Source organism: Curtobacterium sp. YR515 (assembly GCF_900113095.1).
Classification (GTDB): domain Bacteria; phylum Actinomycetota; class Actinomycetes; order Actinomycetales; family Microbacteriaceae; genus Curtobacterium.
In genome coordinates this window covers 25,272-47,003 of record NZ_FOOD01000007.1, presented here as the reverse complement: position 1 = coordinate 47,003, position 21,732 = coordinate 25,272, and the positions used below count along the sequence as shown (strand labels likewise).

Sequence of the window (21,732 nt, the reverse complement as noted above, 5' to 3'; positions counted from 1 at the left end):
ACCTGATGGCCTCGGGATCCCGCCATGATCGATGCATCATGGCGAGCGAGATCACCTTCAGCATCACCCGGACCCGGTTCGACGAGGACTACTCCCCGTCGGACAGCTCCCGGCTGACCACGAACTTCGCCAACCTGGCGCGCGGCGAGCGCCGGCAGGAGAACCTCCGTGCTGCGCTGGCGATGATCGACGAGCGCGCGAACGAGCTCTCGGCTGCCGGTGATCGCTACCGCCTGCAGCTCGACATCGTCTCGGCCGCACTGCAGTTCTCCGACGGTGGATCGGACGCCGAGTTCCCGCTGCTCGAGATGCTCGACGTCACGATCGTCGACCAGCACACCGGCGAGCACCACCACGGCATCCTCGGCAACAACTTCTCGTCGTACCTGCGCGACTACGACTTCTCGGTGCTGCTGCCGTCGGCGCCGGGCCTGCCGTCCGACTTCGGTGTGCTGCACGGGGCCCTCTTCCAGCGGTTCCTTTCGTCTTCGGCGTTCCACGACGGCTTCAGTGCCGAGCCCGTCGTCTGCATCAGCGTCTCGACGAGCCAGACCTACCGCCGGACCGGGTACGTCCACCCGGTCCTCGGCGCCGAGTACGAGCACGAGCACTCCTCGCTCACCGACGACTACTTCGGCCGGATGGGCATGCGGGTCCGGTACTTCCAGCCCGCCGGAGCGTCGGCCCCGCTCGCGTTCTACACGCGCGGCGACCTGACCGGGGACTACACGGACCTCCAGCTCATCGGCACGATCGCCACCATGGAGACGTTCCAGAAGATCTACCGCCCGGAGATCTACGCCGCGAACACCCCCGCCGGCAGCACCTACCGCCCCACCCTCGACCACACCGACTTCACGCCCACACCGGTCACCTACGACCGCGAGGAGCGCAGCCGCCTCGGGATCACCCAGGGCCGGTGGACCGAGGAGCACCTCGTGACGCCGCACCGCGCGCTCCTCTCGCAGTTCGCTGCCGAGCCCGTCCCCGCCCGCTGACCGTCTGGACCGTCACCTCCATGAGTTCTCTCCTTCCCACCGCGATCGTCGGCAGCCTGCCGAAGCCGTCCTGGCTCGCCGAGCCCGAGCGCCTCTGGTCCCCCTGGCAGCTCGACGGGGCCGCCCTGACCGAGGGCAAGCAGGACGCACTCCGATCCGCCGTGCACGAGCAGGAGCACCGCGGGATCGACATCGTCAGCGATGGCGAGCAGACCCGCCAGCACTTCGTCACGACGTTCATCGAGCACCTCGACGGCATCGACCAGGAGCGCAAGGAGACCGTCCGGATCCGCGACCGCTACGACGCTGCCGTCCCCACGGTCGTCGGCGCCGTGAGTCGTCCCGCCCCGGTGTTCGTCGACGACGCCAAGTTCCTCCGCGCGCAGACCGACCGGCCGATCAAGTGGGCGCTCCCCGGGCCGATGACCATGATCGACACGCTCTCCGACCAGCACTACAAGTCTCGCGAGAAGCTGGCGTGGGAGTTCGCCACGATCCTCAACCAGGAAGCCCGGGAGCTCGAGGCCGCCGGCGTCGACATCATCCAGTTCGACGAGCCCGCCTTCACCGTGTTCCACGACGAGGTGCAGGACTGGGGCGTCGCCGCGCTCGAACGCGCCACCGAGGGGCTCCGCGCCGAGACCGCCGTGCACATCTGTTACGGGTACGGCATCGAGGCGAACAACAAGTGGAAGGCGACGCTCGGCGCCGAGTGGCGGCAGTACGAGCAGTCGTTCCCCCTGCTGCAGCAGTCGTCGATCGACATCGTCTCCCTCGAGTGCATCCACTCCCACGTGCCCCTCGACCTCGTGGAGCTCATCCGGGGGAAGAAGGTCATGCTCGGCGCGATCGACGTCGCGACCGAGGTCGTCGAGACCCCGGACGAGGTCGCGGAGGTGCTGCGGCGGGCGCTGGAGTTCGTGGATGCGGACAAGCTCATCCCCAGCTCGAACTGTGGGATGGCGCCGCTGGCGCGGGGTGCGGCGCTGGGGAAGCTCAGTGCGCTGTCCGCTGGCGCCGACATCGTGCGGGCTGAGCTCGTCGGCACGGCGGTCCCGTCGGCCCGCTGATCACCGCGAGACACCACGGCGGCTCTCTTCCGGAAGGAGGAGGGCCGCCGTTCGTGTTGCGTCCGCCCCGTGCGCAGCTTTCGGGGCGGCCTGGAGGCGCGGCTACGGTTGCGCCGACAGGTCGTGTCGATACCGGGCTGCGGATCACGACAGGGCGTCTCACCGTCACGATCAACCTGCGCCCGATGGTTGATCGGGTCCACAGCGCCAGCCTGGAGGACGGCTTCTGCGAAGCGTCAGACTCGAGGGCGTTGACTACGTTCATGATCACCAAGGGCGTCATCCACCAGGTCGAGAGTGCGACTGTCCGGGATCACAACGGCGTTTCGGTCGGCAAGGTCGTACAGGTGTTCCCCTCCGAAGAGGACGGCAGTGCGGCGTACATCTGTGTCGCAACCGGACTACTCGGGCGTCACCAGGCGCTCGTCCCCGCCGACGACGCCACCTTCGACGGCACGGACGTGCACGTCGGGTACACGAAGGACGCGATCAAGGGCGCGCCGTCCCTCGGAGCCGGACGCACCTTGTGCCCCGCCGAGGCGAACGCCGTCCGCAAACACTTCGGGCTGTCCCGCGCCGGCGCTGCGACCGGCGACATGGGTGACCCCCACGAGAACCTCGATCAGGCCAGGACAGGTCCGGCGGGCGCAGACGACACCGAAGGCGCTGGGACACCGCCGCCAGCGTGAACACTGCCCGAGCGAGGGCATCCGCCGCGTTCCGTCCATCGTGTCTCAACAGACGATCGGGCTACCGGGCCGACGCTCGCACGCCCCCGGTCGGGCAGATGACAGCGCCGCAGAAGATGACGACGACAGAAAGGACCGTGAAGCGGGTTCACCACCGCTCGGTTCTCACTAGCCGCCGCACGCCAATCTGCGCCCGCCGCCGGTAGACATACCGGCTGAGGGTCTTGCGAAGCGAGAGTTCGACAGTCGCAAGCGCGCACCCCTGCTATCAATCCTGCCGCGTTGGCGATGACCGCTCCTGCCGCGCGCACCTCTCCATTGATCCAGGTCGATGCCCATTACCGCTGACAGCTCACCGTGCGGGGCGGCGAGCAGAGCAACTTCGGCACGGGGGCCGCACTGCCGCAAGCGCCGGGCGCCTCCGCCGCAAGTCGCGGACCCCTACTTCGGGGGCGATAAGATGACAGCTGCTCGACGATAAGGTTGCGGGATTAGCCAAGGAAGGTAGGGTCGCCAGGTGGGTATACCGGGAATCAGGGTCAAGCAGTGGCTCGAGCGTTGGAATGATGCCGAGTTTGACCGGGCCAAGTTTCAATCCGAGCCCCCCCACGAGTTCTATCTGTCGTCAATTCCGGCTTCGACGCTGCGGGCTTTGGGGACGGCGCACCAGCGAGATGCTTCCAGCATGCAGGCGCGAGACACAGACACCGCGATCCAACGTCAACTGCAGCCAGACCGTTCTCTGGAAATCAGTCGATACATTCAGGACGGCTACCCTCTTTCAAGCATTCGAACCCGCGAGCTTGATACCGATCAGGAACGGTCTCTGCGAAAGCCAGGCTGGTTGCCGACGGCTATCATCGCGAATATCGTACCTGCCGGCCAGAAGCGCGGTGAGCAAGTGGTGCAAGTTCAGGACGAGATGCGCGTCGTTGCGGCTGAGAGTAGCGATGCATTTGTAAGTATCGAACTGCCAGCCTCCTGGACCGGAGACGCCGCGACTTGGCGGCCCGGCGGTGCACTCCCGATCGAGATCATCGACGGTCAGCACCGCCTTTCCGCCTTTGACGTGACAGATGGAGACTATGACCTGCCAGTGGTCATTTTTACCGGGCTCGACCTATCCTGGCAGGCGTACCTTTTCTGGACCGTCAATATCAAACCCAAACGTATCAACGGGTCTCTCGCCTACGACCTATATCCACTCCTGAGACACCAGGACTGGCTCGAGAGTGGTGAGACGATCAACGTCTATCGCGAAACTCGAGCTCAAGAACTTGTCGAGGTACTATGGGGTGACCCGCGCAGCGTATGGCGCGACCGGATAAACATGCTGGGCCAGTCAGGCATGCGCTCCAAGCGACCAGTGACTCAGGCAGCGTTCATTCGCTCCCTGACTAGCACCTTCGTGCGAACTTTCAGCGGGTATCAAGGCTTCGGGGGACTGTTTGGCTCCGCAACCAATTCGCCAGGTCTTGAATGGCCTCGTGGGCAACAGAGCGCCTTTCTAGTTCGCGCTTGGGGCGAACTTGGCGATGCGATCTTGAGAAGCGACGAAGAATGGGTCGAATCGCTCCGTGCCGTCGGCGACCCCAACGAAGAGCCGCTGTTCGAGGTGGATGCACCCGCGTCCCCGATGCAAGACCCCGCCTTCTCGGGTCAGCTAAGCCTCCTGGCATCTGAGGTTGGAGTCCGGGGCTATCACATGGTTCTCAACGACCTCTTCTTTCTTGCGAAGGATCAGCTGAGCCTGCATGGGTGGCAAGTGGATCGAACGGTCACAACGAGCGTTGAGAAGCAGTTCGAAGAAGCTTGGACAGCGCTCGATCAAAATCAAGTCGGAGATTTCCTTCGACACTTAACTTATGCGCTTGCCAAGTTCGACTGGCGGACGTTTAAGGCGCCGGGAATCCCGCCGGAGACCACGGAGTGGCGGCGCGCGCTTCGTGGGTCTGGCGCCTATCCGATCCTGCGAGATCGACTGCTGGAGCATCTCGTGGCCGCGGCTAGGGAGGACATCGCTGGATGGGCCCGGACGGCGTTGGAAAACCGTGCCTAGCGGCGGCGGGGGGCAGCCGAAGGATAGCGCTCCAGACAAAAATGAGTGGTCGAACTGGACAACTTCCGATCGAGCGCAGGTCGGGGCTTCTTTAAGCCGTGCCGACCCGGAAGTCGTCGAGACAGCTTTTCGTCGGATTGCGGCGAATTTCCCAGCCGCATCTTGGCTGCCGGACGTGCATGGAGTCGCCGACGATCCGTGGAATACGGCTCGTGCCTCGCTGCCGTTTGATCCGCCGCTAGACGAAGATGTCGCTGACTACGTTGCCGCGTCTGTACCGGTGCATCTCGCGGATGCCTGGACCTATTTTGGGCAGGCCATGCATGCGGTCGCTTCCGGCGCAGTTGACGTCGCGCAGCACCTTCTCTACTACTCTGAGTTGCGCGCGATGAACGCTCTGCTGTTTCGTCACGGTGTGCTCTTGATGGGCGAGCGCAACTTTGTCCTCACCTCTTCTGGTGTCGAGAAGATCCCGTTCCCGAAGGGTGCCGGCCGGATCGAGCGCAACTCACACCAGGGCATTTGGGTGCTCTTCACTGAATGGGCCAGCTCCCCAAGGGGCGCAGGGTTTTGCGGTGACGTCGTTAATTTCGCCGGTCAGACGTTGGGGACGTGGGCGACGGAACGGCCCAAACCGGTCGAGCTTACCGGTGCCATGGGCGCCTTGCTGAAGGAATGGGGCGTGGATATTCAGCGATTCTCTTCCGACCGCGCGGTTCGCAACAACAGCAGTTACACCCCCACCCGATTGCGTCCGTCGCCGACCACGGTGTCGCCGGCGTATGTCTCGGATCTGCTTGATCAGGTCTGGCGACTGGTGGCGCCAACCGATGGGGTCGCGTTCCAGCAACTGGACCCATTCATCGCTCGAATTGCTTTCGACTCCTTCACTCAGGCTGAGCATGACGATGCTGCAGCAGCGGAGGATGCGGCCGCAGTGAGCGATCCAAGCGCAACCCTCCCGGCAGAACAATCCGAGGCCGACGGCGATGGCGATGGCGATGGCGATGGCGATGGCGATGGCGATGGCGATGGCGATGAAACGCGGATCACGGGCTCATATGTGCCAAGCGATCAAACTCCCACCGAATTCTGGGTGGAGCGTGTGCTCGGGCGGAGCCCCGGGCAATTCGTAACGGAGTTCATTGACGATCAGACTGCACATCCGACCCCGACGGTGATAGAGGATGCCTCCTTGAACCTCGCTGGCACCTCCGCAGGTCGCATCTTCAACGGAATGGTCGGTCGGGCATTGATCCTGCTGCGATTCGCGACCGGTGCCACTCGGGATCTAATCGCAGCCGCTGGGTACTCAACGTCCGACGTTGACTTCTGGATACGGGACATGCTGCAGCTGCACGGAATCCGAATTCCCGACTCGCAGGATTACCGGGACCTCTGGTTTGATATCGAAGATGCCGTCGCTGACTTGGAGGATATGCGCTCTGAGTCCGATGCGGACGATGCTAACCTCTCCGTGCTAATCGACGAGCGTGCTAAGCAGGTGCAGATTCTCGCCGGATTTGAACGGGTTCCTGCTTGGGCCGCCGCGCCGGTCGCTGACGACGACGAGGAGCGGGTAGCGTAGAACCTTGTGGTGAACGCGTGAAGTACATGGGCTCGAAGGTCAGCATGCTCGCCGGGACTCTCGGCGACCAGCTGACGGCACTAGCTCCTGATGCGGAACGCTTCGTCGATCTGTTCGCAGGCTCTGGCGCTGTCTCGCGTTACGTCGCGACGACGACGACGACGCCCGTTGTGGCCTTAGACCTCATGGCCTACAGCAGTGCTATCACGGCAGGGACCGTGACGCGGACTGGCAAAGTCGACGCGGCACGGCTGTTCCAAGCTTGGGAAGCTCGGGCGGATCGCTGGCTACGCGAGAACGCCAATCTTCTAAAGGCAGCCGCGGCTGCGTCGTCTCCCCAGTCCGAGAACGACGTCTCGGGAGCGCGGGCCCTCTGCCGGGCGCACATCGAGGGGGCCTTTATCTGGTCCGACTACGGCGGGTACTACTATTCGCCTCTGCAGGCGCTGCATTTATCCGCTCTGCACTCGACACTGCCGGTTAGGGCGCCTTCGCGAACCGTCGCACTCGCGGCGTTATTGCGGACCGCGTCACGGGCTTCCGCGTCCCCTGGCCACACAGCTCAGCCCTTCCGACCTACGGAACGCCTACTGCCACATCTACGTTCGGCATGGAGTATCGACGTCCGCCGAGAGGTACGGCGGCAGCTAGAGGGATTGGCCCCCTTCCCGGCCAAGGTGCAAGGTCAGGTGATCACCGGCGACAGCGTGGCATATGCACAGCGTCATGTTCGAGACGGCGATCTTGTATTTTGCGACCCGCCCTATTCGGAAGCGCAATATAGCCGCTTCTACCACGTACTCGAGGGAATCGCTCGTGGGGGCTGGATATCCGTATCGGGAGCCGGTCGCGCTCCGTCGGGGGCGGACCGTCCTTCGTCGGATTTTAGCCGACGCACTCGAGCGATTGCTGCAACTGAAAATCTGCTGACCGCGTTAGCGAAACGCCGTACAACTGTACTGTGGACTTACCCTGAAGGCGAACGGAGCAATGGGCTAACCGTTGAAGACATCCGGCGTGCGGCTAGCGAGTTTTTCACAATTAAGGAAACACGGATCCCCATGCGTCACTCCACCTTAGGCGGATCAAAAGAGAACGGCGCGCAACGCTTGGGCCGCAAGGAGCTCCACGAGGTCCTGTTCCGCTTCGAGAGCAAGGCGACGACCTCGTAGCGTGCTAAGCGTGCACTGTGTGCCGAGTTGAGCAGCACGAAGGACATCTGTTTTACGCAACAGTGGGTGGCCCCATGACACGGGAGCACGCAGCAAAGGCCCGCGGGAGTCAGGTTTCCGAGGGATGCAGTCTATCAAGCTCGGCGACAATTGCCGATCGATCCTCCTCGTCAAGCACCTGGGAAACAGTGCCGAATGACTTCCCGATCCGGTTGAACGAGAACTCCATCCTAAGAACGCGTGAGCGATCGGCGACGATGTAGCGTGCGTGCATTCCGCTTCCTTGATGGAAGGTGACAGCGGTTGACGCATTGAGCAAATCTATATCAGCCTTCAGTAGGCGACCAACGTCCCCACGAGTTCGCTGATAGACAAACGTTAGACGCCGCGTGTTTGTGATTGCCGGTTTCAAGAGAGCTGCGACATTCGCGGCATAGGTTGCAGGCTTCTCGCCCCCAGCATCAAGCATGTAGGGGTCGATCACATGAACATGCTCCGCTGGCAGGATCTTCCTGACCTCAACCCAAAACTTCGCGACGACCTCGAACATTGGCAGGTTCGGTTCGAAAGCGGTGTGTTGCAAGCTTCCCTTGTGCGCAGGTGGATGTTCCTGCCATCGATCAGGCATGCGACGAGCCTACGGTCTGGGTAGTGAGTTCGTATCTCAGTAGCCAGCTTTGCGGCGAACAAGCGCCTGATCGGCGCCTGACCTTGACGCCCGGTGTGGTTGAAGTCGCCCGGGTGCGGTCCCGGTGCGAAGGTGACATCTAGACACCGCATGAGCACAGAAACGCCCCGCCGGCCGAAGCCAGCGGGGCGCCTCCACGAATCAGACAGGGATTAGAAGTCCCAGTCCTCGTCCTCAGTGTTCACAGCCTTGCCGATCACGTACGACGACCCCGACCCCGAGAAGAAGTCGTGGTTCTCGTCGGCGTTCGGCGACAGGGCCGAGAGGATGGCCGGGTTCACATCCGTGATGTTCTTCGGGAACATCGGCTCGTAGCCCAGGTTCATCAGCGCCTTGTTGGCGTTGTAGTGCAGGAACTTCTTGACGTCCTCGGTCAGACCGACCTCGTCGTAGAGGTCCTGCGTGTACTGCACCTCGTTCTCGTACAGCTCGAACAGGAGCGAGAACGTGTAGTCCTTCAGCTCGTCACGCTCGGCCTGCGTGAGCTGCTCGAGCCCCTTCTGGTACTTGTACCCGATGTAGTACCCGTGGACGGCCTCGTCACGGATGATCAGGCGGATGAGGTCGGCGGTGTTCGTCAGTTTCGCCCGCGACGACCAGTGCATCGGCAGGTAGAACCCGGAGTAGAACAGGAACGACTCGAGCAACGTCGAAGCGACCTTGCGCTTCAGCGGCTGGTCGCCCTGGTAGTAGTCCATGACGATCTGGGCCTTCTTCTGCAGGTTCGGGTTCTCCTCGGACCAGCGGAAGGCTTCGTCGATCTCGGGCGTCGACGCGAGGGTCGAGAAGATCGACGAGTAGCTCTTGGCGTGCACCGACTCCATGAACGCGATGTTCGTGTAGACGGCTTCTTCGTGCGGGGTGATCGCGTCGGGGATGAGCGACACGGCGCCGACGGTGCCCTGGATGGTGTCCAGGAGCGTCAGGCCGGTGAAGACGCGCATGGTCAGCTTCTGCTCGGCCGGCGTCAGCGTGTTCCACGACTGCACGTCGTTCGACAGCGGCACCTTCTCGGGCAGCCAGAAGTTGTTGACGAGGCGGTTCCAGACCTCGACATCCTTGTCGTCCTGGATGCGGTTCCAGTTGATGGCCTGGACCCGATCAATGAGCTTCAGCTTCTCGACCAACGCACGTTTCCTTCAAGAGATGGTGATGATTACGGGACTGGAGGCGCGGTGCGGGCTGGCACCGCGCCTCCAGAATGCAGAGCGGCAGGCTCTACAGCATGCAGCTGACGCAGCCCTCGACCTCGGTGCCCTCGAGCGCGAGCTGGCGGAGACGGATGTAGTAGATCGTCTTGATGCCCTTGCGCCACGCGTAGATCTGCGCCTTGTTGATGTCACGCGTGGTGGCGGTGTCCTTGAAGAACAGCGTCAGGGACAGGCCCTGGTCCACGTGCTGCGTCGCCGCGGCGTACGTGTCGATGATCTTCTCGGCACCGATCTCGTACGCGTCCTGGTAGTAGTCCAGGTTGTCGTTCGTCATGAACGGCGCCGGGTAGTAGACGCGACCGAGCTTGCCTTCCTTGCGGATCTCGATCTTCGACGCGATCGGGTGGATCGACGACGTCGAGTGGTTGATGTACGAGATCGAACCGGTCGGCGGGACGGCCTGCAGGTTCTGGTTGTAGATGCCGTGCTCCTGGATGGACGCCTTCAGCGCCTTCCAGTCGTCCTGCGTCGGGATCGTAATGTTCGCGTTGTCGAAGAGCGAGGCAACGCGAGCGGTCGCGGGGGTCCACGCCTGGTCGGTGTACTTGTCGAAGAACTCGCCCGACGCGTACTTCGAGTCGCGGAACCCGTCGAAGGTCTCACCGGTCTCGATCGCGATCTTGTTCGACGCACGAAGGGCGTGGAACAGCACCGTGTAGAAGTAGATGTTCGTGAAGTCGATGCCCTCTTCGGAGCCGTAGTACACGCGCTCACGAGCGAGGTAGCCGTGCAGGTTCATCTGGCCGAGGCCGATGGCGTGCGACTTGTCGTTGCCGTCCTCGACGGAGCGGACCGACGTGATGTGCGACATCTGCGACACCGAGGTGAGGCCGCGGATGGCGGTCTCGATGGTGCGACCGAAGTCCGGCGAGTCCATCGTCAGCGCAATGTTCAGCGAGCCGAGGTTGCAGGAGATGTCCTTGCCGATCTCGTTGTACGAGAGGTCCTCGTTGAACGTCGTCGGGGTGTTGACCTGCAGGATTTCCGAGCACAGGTTGGACATGTTGATCCGACCCTTGATCGGGTTGGCCTTGTTCACCGTGTCCTCGAACACGATGTACGGGTAGCCCGACTCGAACTGGATCTCGGCGATGGTGGTGAAGAAGTCGCGCGCCTTGATCTTCGTCTTCTTGATGCGCGAGTCGTCGACCATCTCGCGGTACTTCTCGGAGATCGGGACGTCGCCGAACGGGATGCCGTAGACCTTCTCGACGTCGTACGGCGAGAAGAGGTACATGTCCTCGTTGTTCTTCGCGAGCTCGAACGTGATGTCCGGCACGACGACACCGAGGGACAGCGTCTTGATGCGGATCTTCTCGTCGGCGTTCTCACGCTTGGTGTCGAGGAACCGCATGATGTCCGGGTGGTGGGCGCTGAGGTAGACCGCGCCGGCACCCTGACGCGCACCGAGCTGGTTCGCGTAGGAGAAGGAGTCTTCCAGCAGCTTCATCACGGGGATGATGCCCGAGGACTGGTTCTCGATCTGCTTGATCGGGGCTCCGGCCTCGCGGATGTTGGAGAGGAGCAGGGCTACGCCGCCGCCGCGCTTCGAGAGCTGCAGCGAGGAGTTGATGCCGCGCGAGATCGACTCCATGTTGTCCTCGATGCGGAGGAGGAAGCAGGAGACGAGCTCGCCGCGCTGGGCCTTCGCGGTGTTGAGGAACGTCGGGGTCGCGGGCTGGAAGCGGCCGGCGATGATCTCTTCCACGAGGTCGATCGCGAGCTGCTCGTTGCCCTGTGCGAGGCCGAGGGCGGTCATCACGACGCGGTCCTCGAAGCGCTCGAGGTAGCGCTTGCCGTCGAACGTCTTGAGCGTGTAGCTCGTGTAGTACTTGAACGCACCGAGGAACGTCTGGAACCGGAACTTCTTCGAGTACGCCAGGTCGTTGAGCTTCTGGATGAAGTCCAGCGAGTACATGTCGATCGTCTCGCGCTCGTAGTACTCGTTCTCGACCAGGTAGTCGAGCCGCTCCTTCAGGTTGTGGAAGAAGACGGTGTTCTGGTTGACGTGCTGCAGGAAGAACTGCTTCGCGGCTTCACGGTCCTTGTCGAACTGGATGTTCCCGTCCGCGTCGTAGAGGTTGAGCATCGCGTTGAGGGAGTGGTAGTCCATCCCCGTCTGCGGCGACGTCAGATCGACGTCTGCAACTGCTGCGTCCAAAATGCATCCAATCCTGTGTTGACCGCTGACACGTCGTCAGGAGTCCCGAAGAGTTCGAATCTGTAGAGGACGGGGACGTTGCACTTGCGTGCGATGACGTCCCCCGCGAGACCGTAGGCCTCGCCGAAGTTCGTGTTGCCCCCGACGATCACACCGCGGATGAGCGAGCGGTTGCGTTCGTCGTTGAGGAACTTGATGACCTGCTTGGGGACCGCTCCCTGCCCGTTGCCGCCACCGTAGGTGGGCAGCACCAACACGTACGGCTCGTCCACGTGGAGGAACGGGTCGTTCGGGTAGAGCGGGATCCGGTCCGCGTCACGGCCGAGCTTCTCGACGAAGCGTGCGGTGTACCCGGACACGCTCGAGAAGTAGACCAGTCGGCTCATGGTGCCCCTCCGATGAGAAGGTGCGGACAGACGGACCGTGGGTGTCCTGCGGTGGTGATCCGAGCCTCCTGAACGAGCTCGGGTCACCACCCGCGGACGTGGGTCGAACTACGCGAGTTCGGCGCTGAGCGTCGCGATCTTGTCGGGACGGAAGCCCGACCAGTGGTCATCGTCCGTGACGACGACGGGCGCCTGCAGGTAGCCGAGGCTCTTGACGTGCTCGAGCGCGGCTTCGTCGGTGGAAACGTCGTGCACTTCGTACTGGATGCCCTTGTTGTCGAGCGCCCGGTACGTCGCGGTGCACTGGACGCAGGACGGCTTGGTGTAGACGGTGACGGCCATGATCTCCCCTGGTTCTGCTGTTGCTGTGGTGGTTGTCTTGATGCCTGTGTGCAGCAGGTTCCGGGAGGGGCCGCTGCGATGCCTCCACACTACATCTAGTGGCTGGCGGAGTCACCGACCACAAGAGGAAGTGTTACAGCCGTGTAGTTCTCCACAAGCTCCTCCACAGTGTGAACAGCTCGGAGAGGCCCGTGATTCCGCCATTCTCCAGCGGACCACTGACACTTCCCCACACCCGTGGACAGCGTCGATCCACATGTGTGGAATCAGCGTGTCGGCGTGTCGCGGGCAGCTCGCCGTCCACACCTCCCCCGGACGGGTGACAGGGCCGTCCGTCCGGTCCGTACACTCGTCTCGTGAGCACGTACGGCCCCCTCCTCAAGACTCCCGGCGTGGGTCGCGTCATCGCCGCGCAGCTCACCGCACGGTTCCCCTTCGGCATGCTGTCGCTGGCCTACCTGCTGCACGTCGAGCACGTCTTCGACTCGTACGGCGCCGCCGGTCTCGTGCTCGCGACGACGAGCATCGGGCAGGCGATCGCGGGTCCGCTCACCAGCCGCTGGATGGGCAGCTGGGGCATGCGGCCGGTGCTCATCCTGACGAGCCTCGTCGCGCTCGTGAGCATGGCCGTCATCGCGTTCTTCGTCATGCCGCTGTGGGCCTACGTGGTCGTCGGGTTCCTGGGCGGCCTCGCCGTACCGCCCGTGCAGCCGGCGGTGCGCACCATCTACCCCAAGATGGTGACCTCGTCGCAGCTCACGCCCCTCTTCTCCCTCGACGCGAGCGCGCAGGAGCTCATCTGGGTCGCCGGCCCGGTCATCACGACGTTCGTCGCGACGCAGATCGGCACGGTCCAGGCGATCGTCGTCGCGATGGTGTTCCTGGTCGTCGGCGGCACGTGGTTCATCGCGTCACCGGAGCTCGGCCGGGTCCGCATCCCGCGGTCGAAGCGCGCGTTCGGCGTCGTCCTGAAGCGGCCGTCGGTCGTCGTCGCCACCCTCACCGGCCTCCTCCTCATCGGGGCCTGCGCCGCGGTCGAGGCGAGCGTCACCAGCGTCTTCGGCGAGGGCAGCCCGAACGCCGGCATCGTCCTGGCCGTGTTCGCGGTCGGGTCGCTCATCGGCGGCCTCACGCTGGGCCACCTGCCGATCTCGCGCAACACCCTGTGGACGCGCATGTCGATCGTGTTCGTCGGACTCGCCCTGGCCGTGGGCGGCACGAACTTCTGGTGGCTCTGCCTCGCCCTGGTCATCGCCGGCGCGGGCATCGCCCCGGCCCTCGCGGTCATGTTCGGCTCGGTCTCGGCGACGGTGAAGTTCTCCGACACGGCCGAGGCGTACGGGTGGATGGGCACCGGCCAGCTCATCGGTGCAGCGGGCGGTTCCGCGGTCGCCGGCTTCCTCATCGACAGCCAAGGGGCGACCGGCGGGATGATGGTCGGCGCCGTGATGGCCGCGGTGGGCGTCGTCCTGCCGCTCGTCACGAGGCGCTGGCTGCCCGACCTGCGTGGTCGCGACGCGAGCCCCATCCCCGACACCGAGCCGGTGAACATCCCGACCTAGGTCGCGGAACACGCGTGTTCCGACGTCCCACGCGTCGATCGACGCGTGTCACGTCGAGGACGTGGTGCGACGCCCGGCTTCCTCCTTGTGCGCGGTGAGGAGTGGGCCGATCGGCCCGCGGGTCCTACTGCTCGGCAGGCCCTCCGGTGGCGTCTTCCGTCCGACGTGCAGCCTGGTGTGCAACGGCGGCCCCGCCACAAAGGAGCAGGAGACCGCTCGCCATCCCGACGAGAAAACCCGGATCGGCGATGCTCGGTTGCGCAACGATGCTCAAGATCCCCGAGCCGCCGAACGACAGGGCGGTGCCGTGGAGCCACGGGCGCGCCGCACGGTGTCCGGCCTTCCAGGTGGCGTCGGTCTTCATCACCGAGGCGATGCGGACGCCTGCACCGCCGTTCCGCCGCAGCACTCCCCGAGCCGTGAGTTCGGCGACGAGGGCCACGACGACACCGCTACACGTCAGGGCGAGTCCAGAAAGCAGCATGGGACGAGTGAATCGGACCATCTCCTGATCGTCAAGTATCAGATAGTGCATATCTCCGCGGGGTGTGCTCAGGACCGGCAGGATGGGTGCGTGGTCACCTCAGTCCCCCTCCGCGACGGCGCATCGATCCCCGCCATCGGCTTCGGCGTCTACAAGGTCGACGACACCGAGGCCGGGACGGCGGTCGGTCTCGCGCTCGACGCCGGCTACCGGCACGTCGACACCGCCGAGATGTACGGCAACGAGACCGGCGTCGGGAAGGCGATCCGCGCCTCCGGGCTCGACCGTGACGACGTCTTCGTGACGACCAAGGTGTGGAACGACCATCAGGGGCGCGACGCGACCCTGCGGGCGTTCGACGCGAGCCTCGAGCGACTCGGGCTCGACACCGTCGACCTCTACCTGATCCACTGGCCGGCCGCGGCGAACGACCGCTACGTCGACACCTGGCGCGCCCTCGTCGAGCTGCGCGAGTCGGGGCGCGCGCGCAGCGTCGGGGTCTCGAACTTCCAGGTGCCGCACCTCGAACGACTCATCGACGAGACGGGCGAGGTCCCGGCGGTGAACCAGGTCGAGCGGCACCCGTGGCTGCCGCAGCGTGAGCTCACGGCATTCCACGCGCAGCACGGGATCGTGACCGAGGCCTGGTCGCCGCTCGGACGCGGGCGGCTCATCGACGAGCCGGTGCTCACCGGCATCGCGGACGCCCACGGGGTGAGCGTGGCGCAGGTGCTCGTGCGGTGGAACGTGCAGCAGGGGGTGGTGGTGCTGCCGAAGTCAGTGACGCCGTCGCGGATCCGGTCGAACCTCGACGTCGACGGGTTCGTGCTGAGCGACGACGACCTGGCGGCGATCGCGTCGCTCGAGTCGGGGCAGCGCACGGGGTCCCACCCGGACTCGGTGTCCTGACGCGCGTAGGTTCTTCGGGGTGAACGATCCTCAACAGACCGCGCGTGAACACCTCCGGCCGGACGAGCACCTGTACTGGGCGGGGACGAGCGATCCGGCGAAGCTGTTCGCTGGACAGGACGTGTTCCTGGTGCCCTTCTCGGTGCTCTGGTGCGGGTTCGCCGTGTACTGGGAGGTCACCGCCGCGACGTCCGGCGCACCGACGTTCTTCCTCGTCTTCGGGGGCGTCTTCATCCTGCTCGGCCTGTTCTTCGTCTTCGGCCGTTTCCTGCTGAAGGGTCACCGGAAGCGCACGACGGTGTACGCGGTGACGTCTCGCCGAGCCCTCGTCATCACGCCCCGCGGCTCGCGAGAGGTCTCGGTGGGCCGCACCGACCGGACCATCACGTGGAGCAAGGACCGTCGGCACTGCTCGGTGGAGTGGAACACGGGCCAGCCGTCCGGGGTCCAGGCGTTCGTCAGCGGTTCCGGAGCGGCACGCCTCTACGCGAACACGGGTCTGGACGCGTTCGCCTTCGGCCCGCAGCCGTTCGCGTTCTGGGACGTCCGCGACGGTGAGGAGCTCGTCCGCGAACTCGACCGGGTGGCGAGCTAGCCCCGGCGGTCCTCCTCGGACTGCCACGGCAGGTGCAGGTCGCCGGGCTCCGGCTCGACGTCGCCCGCGTCGTCGGCACCACCCGTGCCCGGCGCGGCGACGATCCGCGAGGGGTCGATGCCGTCCGCCTCGAGGTCGGCGCGATCACGCTGCGACGTCTGCGAGGCCTCGGTCTCCCGCTCGCTCGACGGGCTGTACGAGGTGTCGGCAGCGCGCTGCTCGCGCTCCCCGACGCCGTCCGCGCCCTCGTGGTGTGCGGCCTCGCGCAGGGCGTCGGTGCGTGCGCGGTCGTCGGAGTCCTCGGGGCCCGGGACGTCGGGGGTGCTGTCGCTCATGGCGCCGACCGTAGGCCTCGCTGCCCGAGCGACGTCCCCGGCAGTCCGATCGACGCACCCGACCGGTGGTCCGCCCGAGGGCGACCGCTCGATCCCGCAGCATCGGTACCGATCCGGTCACGAGCCCGGAACGCGCCTCGACCCCACGCTACGATCGCCGCGGGCCAGGCGAGATCCGACGCCGGCCGGGGACGAGGGGGATCATGCGACGAGCGGTGACGAGGGGACGGACGACTGCGGTGGTGCTGCTGTCGGCGGTCGCAGCCATCGGACTGACCGGCTGCTCGGTGTTCAGCGGACCCGATCCGGTGCCGACCCCGACCCGACTGGCCGTGCAGGGACCGGACGCCACCGAGCGACCGACGCCCTCCGCCTCCCCCACCCCCGAGCAGGTCCTCCCCGCCGGGACCGTCGCCGCCGAGACCGACGTCGTGTCGAAGACCGGGGACACGTCGATCCACGTGCGGGTCACCGCTGATGCCGACGGTGTGTTCAGGGTGCACCTCTCGGACTACCGGACGACGAACCCGCAGCCGATGTCGATCCAGTTCCGCCACCGCGTCGCCGGGTTCCAGGACGGCTACGACGCGGTCGCCCGTGGGTTCGTGCAGTGGGACCGCGCGTCCGGACCGCCCGACTCGTACACGCTCGACGCCGGTGCACGGCCCGACTACCTCGCGAGCGCCGTCCTGGTGCCGATGTCGTCCGGCGACGGCAGCAGCGACGCAGACCGCCCATGGGTCGGCTCCGTGCTCGCGGTCGGCACGCTGACGTGGAAGATCCCGAACCCCTACCCGGACCTGCGCGTGACCGTGGGGAAGGCCCGCCCGGGTGCGTACGGGTACGTGAAGGACGTCGACGGCACGCCCACCTGGTACATGGTGTCGCACGGCGACGACCTCACCACGGTGTCGAAGCGCTTCGGCGTCACCCCGGCGCAGTTCGAGTGGATGAACCCCTACCTCGAGCTCCGCGGCGACAAGTGGCTCAACGAGGACGCCACCCTCAACATCTCCCCCGCGAACCGCTGACGCCGGGGGCCGGTCCGGTCCGTTACGGTTGACCAGCACTCGCCACACGCAGGAGGTCCCACCGTGACGATCGTCGCCGCAGCAGACGGCTCAGCACTCGGCAACCCCGGCCCGGCCGGCTGGGCCTGGTACGTCGATGACGACCGCTGGGCCGCCGGTGGATGGCCGAACGCTACCAACAACCAGGGCGAGCTGACGGCCGTCCTCCAGCTGCTCCGCGCCACGAAGGACACCGGCGAGCCGCTGCACATCCTCTGCGACAGCCAGTACGCGATCAAGGCGTGCACCGAGTGGCTCGCGGGCTGGAAGCGGAAGGGCTGGCGGAAGGCCGACGGCAAGCCCGTGCTGAACGTCGAGATCATCAAGGAGCTCGACGCCGAGCTGCAGGGGCGAAAGGTCACCTTCGAGTGGGTCCGTGGCCACGTCGGGCACGAGATGAACGAGGCGGCGGACGTCCGCGCCCGTGGTGCCGCGACCGCCTACCAGCAGGGCACCGAGGTGCCGCACGGCCCGGGGTGGCCCGGGGTCGAGGTCACCGAGCCGGCCGCGCTGCCCGAGGCGACCCCGCCCGCGACCCTGTTCTGATGCGGCGAACACCCGCCGCTCGGACACGAACGACCGCTCCGTGGACGACGCAAGCCGTCTGACCGCCCGACGCCTGGTCGAGCGGTGTCTCCACGACGGCGAGGAACTCCTGTGGGTCGGACGGAGCGACCCGTCGCGCATGCTCGTCGACGCCGATCGGTACCTCATCCCGTTCAGCGCATTCTTCCTCGCGTTCGTCGGGTGGGCCCTCGTGGCGACGATCCGCGGAGGCGCGAACGGGGCCGTCGTCGCGATCCTGCTCCTCTTCGTCCTGGCGGGCCTCCACCTGCTCGGCGGACGCTTCCTCGTGAAGCGGCACCGCAAGCGGACGGAGGTCTACGCGGTCACCGATCGCCGTGTCTTCGTGACGAACGGACGGCGGACCCGTGAGACAGACGCGCGACGGACCGACTGGTACGTCGATCGCACTGCAGGGCACGTCAGCGTCGAGTGGGACGACACCCGCCATCTCGACACGCTGTTCGTCGCCGGCAGCGAGTCCGTCCGGCAGTACGCCAACACCGGCCTCGACGGCTTCCCCGCGCCACGAGGCAACTTCGCGTTGTACGACGTCGCGGACGGCGACGCTCTGCTCGCGGCGCTGCGACGGGCGTCCGGGCGCTGACGGCGGACCGCCGAAGGTGTCAGAGCGGCCGCTCCGAGAGCGGCCGCTCCCAGAGCGCGACCGTGCTGACGAGGTGGTCGTACCGGTACGGCTTCTCCTCCCCCGTCGGCTCGTACCCGAGCGCCCGCCAGAACGGCTCCGCCACCGACGCGTTCGACGCGACGATCCCGAGGCGCAGACGGCGCGAGCGCTCCACGCCCGAGCGCCCCACGCCCGAGCGCCCGGACGCCGCCCGGACCCGCTCGACGACCGCGTCGTGCATCGCCCGCCCGAGCCCCCGACCCTGCTCGCCCCCTCGGACGACCAGCAGCCCGATGTACGCGACGGCGGGCGACGGGTACCCGAGCAGCACGTCCGCGAACGCCACGAGCCGCTCCCCCTCCCACAGCCCGAGCCCGACCTTCCCCGCCGGATCGAACCCGTCCGGCACCGACAGCAGCGCGCTCAGCCCGTCGGACGGCCCCGGCGGGTACCCGGTGATCCGCAACGCGTAGTCCGGCACCGACTCGAGCAGGTCCTGCAGCGCGGCGACGTCACCGTCGGCCGAGGAGCCGCCGAGCTCGCGCACCACCGACATCAGTCGACGTCCACGTCCGACCAGCCGTCGAAGCGCCCGATCTCGGTGACCCGCACCACGGCCTCGCCCGCTTCGTCCGACGCGTCGAGGTCGATCGTGGCGGAGAACCCGAAGTCCTTGTCGCCGGCGGGGTCGGCGAAGATCTGCCGCGCACGCCAGACGCGTGCCGAGCCCGACGCGCCCGCCGCCCCGGACACCCCGGTGGCCCCGGCCTCGTCGAGCACCAGGTACTGCATGGAGCGGGCGTCGGCATCCGTCCCGATCTCGTCGTGCGCCTCGTAGTACTCCTCGAGCACGGCGTCCCACGCGTCCTCGCCGAAGCCCGCCGCACCGTCGAGCGCCGCGAGTCCGGCGACGTCGTCGGCGGCGGCGAGCAGCACCCGCTGGAACAGGGCGTTGCGGACGAGCACCCGGAACGCCCGCGGGTTCCCGGTGAGCCGCGAGGGCTGCGGCGGCGCGATCTCCTCGTGTTCCTCCGACGCCAGCAGGACGTCACCGTTCAGCAGGGCCTCCCACTCGTCGACGAGCGAGGAGTCGGTCTGCTTGACGACTTCGCCGAGCCACTCGATCAGATCGTCGAGCTCCGGGGTGCGCTGCTCGTCGGCGATCGTCTGCCGCATCGTCCGGTACGCGTCGGAGAGGTACCGGAGCACGAGCCCCTCGGAGCGGGTGAGCTGGTAGAACCGCACGAAGTCGCCGAAGGTCATCGCCCGCTCGTACATGTCGCGCACGACGGCCTTGGGCGAGAGCGCGAAGTCGAGCACCCACGGCTGTTCGGCGGCGTAGGCCTCGTAGGCCGCCGTCAGCAGCTCGTCCAGCGGCTTGGGCCACGTGACCTCCTCGAGCAGCTCCATCCGCTCGTCGTACTCGATGCCCTCCTGCTTCATCCGGGCGACGGCCTCGCCGCGCTCCTTGAACTGCTGCTGCGAGAGGATCGCCCGCGGGTCGTCGAGGGTGGCCTCGACGATCGAGACCATGTCGAGCGCGTAGCTGGGAGACGAAGGATCGAGCAGCTCGAACGCCGCGAGCGCGAACGGCGAGAGCGGCTGGTTGAGCGCGAAGTTCGGCGCGATGTCGACGGTCAGCCGGTACTCCCCGTCGACCTTCTCGATCACCCGCGCGTTGATGAGCGTCCGCGCGATGGTCAGTGCCCGCCGGGCCATCGCGAGCTGCCGCGACCGGGGTTCGTGGTTGTCGAAGACCAGCGACCGGACGGACTCGAACGCCGAACCGCCGCGCGCGACGACGGAGAGCACCATCGCGTGCGTGATCCGCATCCGCGAGACCATCGGCTCGGGCTCGGCCGCGATGAGCCGCTCGAACGACGCCTGGCCCCACGACACGAAGCCGTCCGGCGCCTTCTTCCGCTTGATCTTGTTCTTCTTCTTCGGGTCGTCACCGGCCTTGGCGACCGCGCGTGCGTTCTCGATGTCGTGCTCCGGCGCCTCGGCCACGACGTCGCCCTCGGTGTCGTACCCGGCACGACCGGCACGACCGGCGATCTGGTGGAACTCACGAGCGGACAGCTGCCGCATCTTCGTGCCGTCGAACTTCGTCAGCCCGGTGAGCAGCACCGAGCGGATCGGCACGTTGATGCCGACGCCGAGCGTGTCGGTGCCGCAGATCACCGGCAACAGCCCGCGCTGGGCGAGCTGCTCGACGAGCCGTCGGTACTTCGGCAGCATGCCGGCGTGGTGGACGCCGATGCCCGCCCGGATGAGTCGGGACAGGGTCTGCCCGAACCCGGCGCTGAAGCGGAACCCGGCGATGGCCTCGGCGATCTGGTCGCGGCGTTCGCGTGACGCGACGCGCGCCGACATGAGCGCCTGCGCCCGTTCGAGTGCGGCGGCCTGGGCGAAGTGGACGATGTAGATCGGCGCCTTGCCCTCCTCGAGCAGCCGTTCGACCGTCTCCTGCACGGGCGTCATCACGTACTCGTACTCGAGCGGCACCGGACGCGAGACCCCGGTGACCCGCGCGGTCGGCCGTCCGGTCCGGCGCGACAGATCGTCCGCGATGGTCGTCACGTCGCCGAGCGTCGCGGACATGAGCAGGAACTGCGCCCGCTCGAGGACGAGCAGCGGCACCTGCCACGCCCATCCGCGGTCGGGGTCGCCGTAGTAGTGGAACTCGTCCATCACGACGACGTCGACGTCGGCGTCCGGTCCCTGCCGGAGCGCGAGGTTCGCGAGGATCTCCGCCGTGCAGCACACGATCGGGGCATCGGCGTTGACGCTCGAGTCGCCCGTGACCATGCCGACGTTCTGGGCGCCGAACAGCTCGACGAGCTGGAAGAACTTCTCGGAGACGAGTGCCTTGATCGGCGCCGTGTAGTAGCTCCGCTTGCCCTCGGCGAGCGCGGCGAAGTGCGCACCCGCGGCCACGAGTGACTTGCCGGTGCCGGTGGGCGTCGAGAGCACGACGTTGGCGCCGGAGACGAGCTCGATCACGGCTTCGTCCTGCGCGGGGTAGAGCGGGCGACCACCCTCGGCCGCCCAGGCCGCGAACGCCTCGTACACGGCGTCCGGGTCGACGACACCGTCGACCGCCGCCGGCAGGGCGGCGACGAGCGGGGGCTGGGTGGTGACGTCGGTCATGGGACCATCCTCCCAGGTGGGTGGTGACGACGAGACGGACTGGAGGCGCGGTGCGGGCCGGCACCGCG

At 66.3% G+C, this 21,732-nt stretch carries 21 protein-coding genes; 12 read left to right on the top strand and 9 right to left on the bottom strand.

Going from position 1 to position 21,732, the window contains the following annotated elements; all coding sequences use genetic code 11:
- Nucleotides 1-38: 38 nt before the first annotated feature.
- From BM028_RS17505 to BM028_RS18345, 6 genes are all read left to right on the top strand, one after another.
- Nucleotides 39-998 carry a putative oxygenase MesX gene (locus BM028_RS17505; protein ID WP_092388379.1) on the top strand — a complete coding sequence of 320 codons (960 nt, stop codon included), beginning with the start codon at nucleotides 39-41 and terminating at the stop codon, nucleotides 996-998.
- Between the two features lie 20 nt (nucleotides 999-1,018).
- Entirely contained in the window at nucleotides 1,019-2,068 is a 1,050-nt protein-coding gene (locus tag BM028_RS17500) for a methionine synthase (RefSeq protein WP_092388376.1), read from the top strand.
- 263 nt (nucleotides 2,069-2,331) lie between these two features.
- Entirely contained in the window at nucleotides 2,332-2,757 is a 426-nt protein-coding gene (locus BM028_RS17495; protein ID WP_139219865.1) for a hypothetical protein, read from the top strand.
- Between the two features lie 517 nt (nucleotides 2,758-3,274).
- Nucleotides 3,275-4,816, top strand: coding sequence for a DGQHR domain-containing protein (locus BM028_RS17490; RefSeq protein ID WP_092388370.1), 1,542 nt, complete (start codon nucleotides 3,275-3,277; stop codon nucleotides 4,814-4,816).
- Nucleotides 4,809-6,404: a hypothetical protein gene (locus BM028_RS18650; RefSeq protein WP_175496122.1), complete on the top strand. Its 1,596-nt coding sequence runs from the start codon at nucleotides 4,809-4,811 to the stop codon at nucleotides 6,402-6,404. Before BM028_RS17490 ends, BM028_RS18650 begins: the two co-directional genes overlap by 8 nt.
- Before the next feature lie 26 nt (nucleotides 6,405-6,430).
- Nucleotides 6,431-7,576 carry a DNA adenine methylase gene (locus BM028_RS18345; protein ID WP_254803989.1) on the top strand — a complete coding sequence of 382 codons (1,146 nt, stop codon included), beginning with the start codon at nucleotides 6,431-6,433 and terminating at the stop codon, nucleotides 7,574-7,576.
- A 109-nt stretch (nucleotides 7,577-7,685) separates the two neighbouring features.
- On the opposite strand, the gene BM028_RS18340 is transcribed toward BM028_RS18345, so the two are convergent.
- From BM028_RS18340 to nrdH, 5 genes are all read right to left on the bottom strand, one after another.
- Entirely contained in the window at nucleotides 7,686-8,204 is a 519-nt protein-coding gene (locus BM028_RS18340; RefSeq protein WP_139219862.1) for a hypothetical protein, read from the bottom strand.
- Between the two features lie 212 nt (nucleotides 8,205-8,416).
- Nucleotides 8,417-9,391 carry a class 1b ribonucleoside-diphosphate reductase subunit beta gene (gene nrdF / locus BM028_RS17480; protein ID WP_071303048.1) on the bottom strand — a complete coding sequence of 325 codons (975 nt, stop codon included), beginning with the start codon at nucleotides 9,389-9,391 and terminating at the stop codon, nucleotides 8,417-8,419.
- Nucleotides 9,392-9,482: 91 nt separating this feature from the next.
- Nucleotides 9,483-11,588: a class 1b ribonucleoside-diphosphate reductase subunit alpha gene (gene nrdE / locus BM028_RS17475; protein WP_083295195.1), complete on the bottom strand. Its 2,106-nt coding sequence runs from the start codon at nucleotides 11,586-11,588 to the stop codon at nucleotides 9,483-9,485.
- Between the two features lie 17 nt (nucleotides 11,589-11,605).
- On the bottom strand, nucleotides 11,606-12,022 hold the full coding sequence (gene nrdI, locus BM028_RS17470; RefSeq protein WP_022906556.1) for a class Ib ribonucleoside-diphosphate reductase assembly flavoprotein NrdI: 417 nt from the start codon (nucleotides 12,020-12,022) through the stop codon (nucleotides 11,606-11,608).
- 108 nt (nucleotides 12,023-12,130) lie between these two features.
- Nucleotides 12,131-12,364 (bottom strand): glutaredoxin-like protein NrdH, encoded by a 234-nt coding sequence (gene nrdH / locus BM028_RS17465; RefSeq protein ID WP_022904483.1) that lies wholly within the window; start codon nucleotides 12,362-12,364, stop codon nucleotides 12,131-12,133.
- A gap of 356 nt (nucleotides 12,365-12,720) precedes the next feature.
- Here nrdH and BM028_RS17460 point away from each other — a divergent pair, with 356 nt between their 5' ends.
- Entirely contained in the window at nucleotides 12,721-13,926 is a 1,206-nt protein-coding gene (locus BM028_RS17460) for an MFS transporter (RefSeq protein ID WP_070417915.1), read from the top strand.
- A 124-nt stretch (nucleotides 13,927-14,050) separates the two neighbouring features.
- Here BM028_RS17460 and BM028_RS17455 read toward each other — a convergent pair whose 3' ends face one another.
- On the bottom strand, nucleotides 14,051-14,368 hold the full coding sequence (locus BM028_RS17455) for an SdpI family protein (protein WP_139219861.1): 318 nt from the start codon (nucleotides 14,366-14,368) through the stop codon (nucleotides 14,051-14,053).
- 132 nt (nucleotides 14,369-14,500) lie between these two features.
- On the opposite strand from BM028_RS17455, the gene BM028_RS17450 reads away from it, so the two are divergent.
- Both BM028_RS17450 and BM028_RS17445 read left to right on the top strand, forming a co-directional pair.
- A complete protein-coding gene (locus tag BM028_RS17450) occupies nucleotides 14,501-15,319 on the top strand; it encodes an aldo/keto reductase (protein ID WP_092388361.1) in 819 nt (272 codons plus the stop codon).
- 19 nt (nucleotides 15,320-15,338) lie between these two features.
- Nucleotides 15,339-15,914 carry a hypothetical protein gene (locus BM028_RS17445; protein WP_092388358.1) on the top strand — a complete coding sequence of 192 codons (576 nt, stop codon included), beginning with the start codon at nucleotides 15,339-15,341 and terminating at the stop codon, nucleotides 15,912-15,914.
- On the opposite strand, the gene BM028_RS17440 is transcribed toward BM028_RS17445, so the two are convergent.
- Entirely contained in the window at nucleotides 15,911-16,249 is a 339-nt protein-coding gene (locus BM028_RS17440; protein ID WP_092388355.1) for a hypothetical protein, read from the bottom strand. The genes BM028_RS17445 and BM028_RS17440 overlap by 4 nt on opposite strands.
- A gap of 203 nt (nucleotides 16,250-16,452) precedes the next feature.
- On the opposite strand from BM028_RS17440, the gene BM028_RS17435 reads away from it, so the two are divergent.
- From BM028_RS17435 to BM028_RS17425, 3 genes are all read left to right on the top strand, one after another.
- Nucleotides 16,453-17,280: a hypothetical protein gene (locus BM028_RS17435; RefSeq protein WP_139219860.1), complete on the top strand. Its 828-nt coding sequence runs from the start codon at nucleotides 16,453-16,455 to the stop codon at nucleotides 17,278-17,280.
- Between the two features lie 63 nt (nucleotides 17,281-17,343).
- Nucleotides 17,344-17,865, top strand: a complete 522-nt coding sequence (locus BM028_RS17430; protein WP_070417909.1) for a ribonuclease H family protein — start codon at nucleotides 17,344-17,346, stop codon at nucleotides 17,863-17,865.
- A 40-nt stretch (nucleotides 17,866-17,905) separates the two neighbouring features.
- Nucleotides 17,906-18,490 (top strand): hypothetical protein, encoded by a 585-nt coding sequence (locus tag BM028_RS17425; RefSeq protein ID WP_092388349.1) that lies wholly within the window; start codon nucleotides 17,906-17,908, stop codon nucleotides 18,488-18,490.
- A 19-nt stretch (nucleotides 18,491-18,509) separates the two neighbouring features.
- Here BM028_RS17425 and BM028_RS17420 read toward each other — a convergent pair whose 3' ends face one another.
- Together BM028_RS17420 and BM028_RS17415 are read right to left on the bottom strand one after the other, a co-directional pair.
- Nucleotides 18,510-19,067: a GNAT family N-acetyltransferase gene (locus tag BM028_RS17420; protein WP_092388346.1), complete on the bottom strand. Its 558-nt coding sequence runs from the start codon at nucleotides 19,065-19,067 to the stop codon at nucleotides 18,510-18,512.
- Complete coding sequence (locus BM028_RS17415) at nucleotides 19,067-21,664, bottom strand: DEAD/DEAH box helicase (RefSeq protein ID WP_092388343.1); 2,598 nt, start codon at nucleotides 21,662-21,664, stop codon at nucleotides 19,067-19,069. The genes BM028_RS17420 and BM028_RS17415 overlap by 1 nt, the downstream gene beginning before the upstream one ends.
- Nucleotides 21,665-21,732 lie beyond the last annotated feature (68 nt).

Coding starts and splice junctions, on each gene's coding strand:
- BM028_RS17505 (WP_092388379.1), top strand. CDS start 39: ATGGCGAGCGAGATCACCTTCAGCATCACCCGGACCCGGTTCGACGAG.
- BM028_RS17500 (WP_092388376.1), top strand. CDS start 1,019: ATGAGTTCTCTCCTTCCCACCGCGATCGTCGGCAGCCTGCCGAAGCCG.
- BM028_RS17495 (WP_139219865.1), top strand. CDS start 2,332: ATGATCACCAAGGGCGTCATCCACCAGGTCGAGAGTGCGACTGTCCGG.
- BM028_RS18345 (WP_254803989.1), top strand. CDS start 6,431: ATGGGCTCGAAGGTCAGCATGCTCGCCGGGACTCTCGGCGACCAGCTG.
- BM028_RS18340 (WP_139219862.1), bottom strand. CDS start 8,204: ATGCCTGATCGATGGCAGGAACATCCACCTGCGCACAAGGGAAGCTTG.
- nrdE (WP_083295195.1), bottom strand. CDS start 11,588: ATGGACTACCACTCCCTCAACGCGATGCTCAACCTCTACGACGCGGAC.
- nrdI (WP_022906556.1), bottom strand. CDS start 12,022: ATGAGCCGACTGGTCTACTTCTCGAGCGTGTCCGGGTACACCGCACGC.
- nrdH (WP_022904483.1), bottom strand. CDS start 12,364: ATGGCCGTCACCGTCTACACCAAGCCGTCCTGCGTCCAGTGCACCGCG.
- BM028_RS17440 (WP_092388355.1), bottom strand. CDS start 16,249: ATGAGCGACAGCACCCCCGACGTCCCGGGCCCCGAGGACTCCGACGAC.
- BM028_RS17435 (WP_139219860.1), top strand. CDS start 16,453: ATGCGACGAGCGGTGACGAGGGGACGGACGACTGCGGTGGTGCTGCTG.
- BM028_RS17420 (WP_092388346.1), bottom strand. CDS start 19,067: ATGTCGGTGGTGCGCGAGCTCGGCGGCTCCTCGGCCGACGGTGACGTC.
- BM028_RS17415 (WP_092388343.1), bottom strand. CDS start 21,664: ATGACCGACGTCACCACCCAGCCCCCGCTCGTCGCCGCCCTGCCGGCG.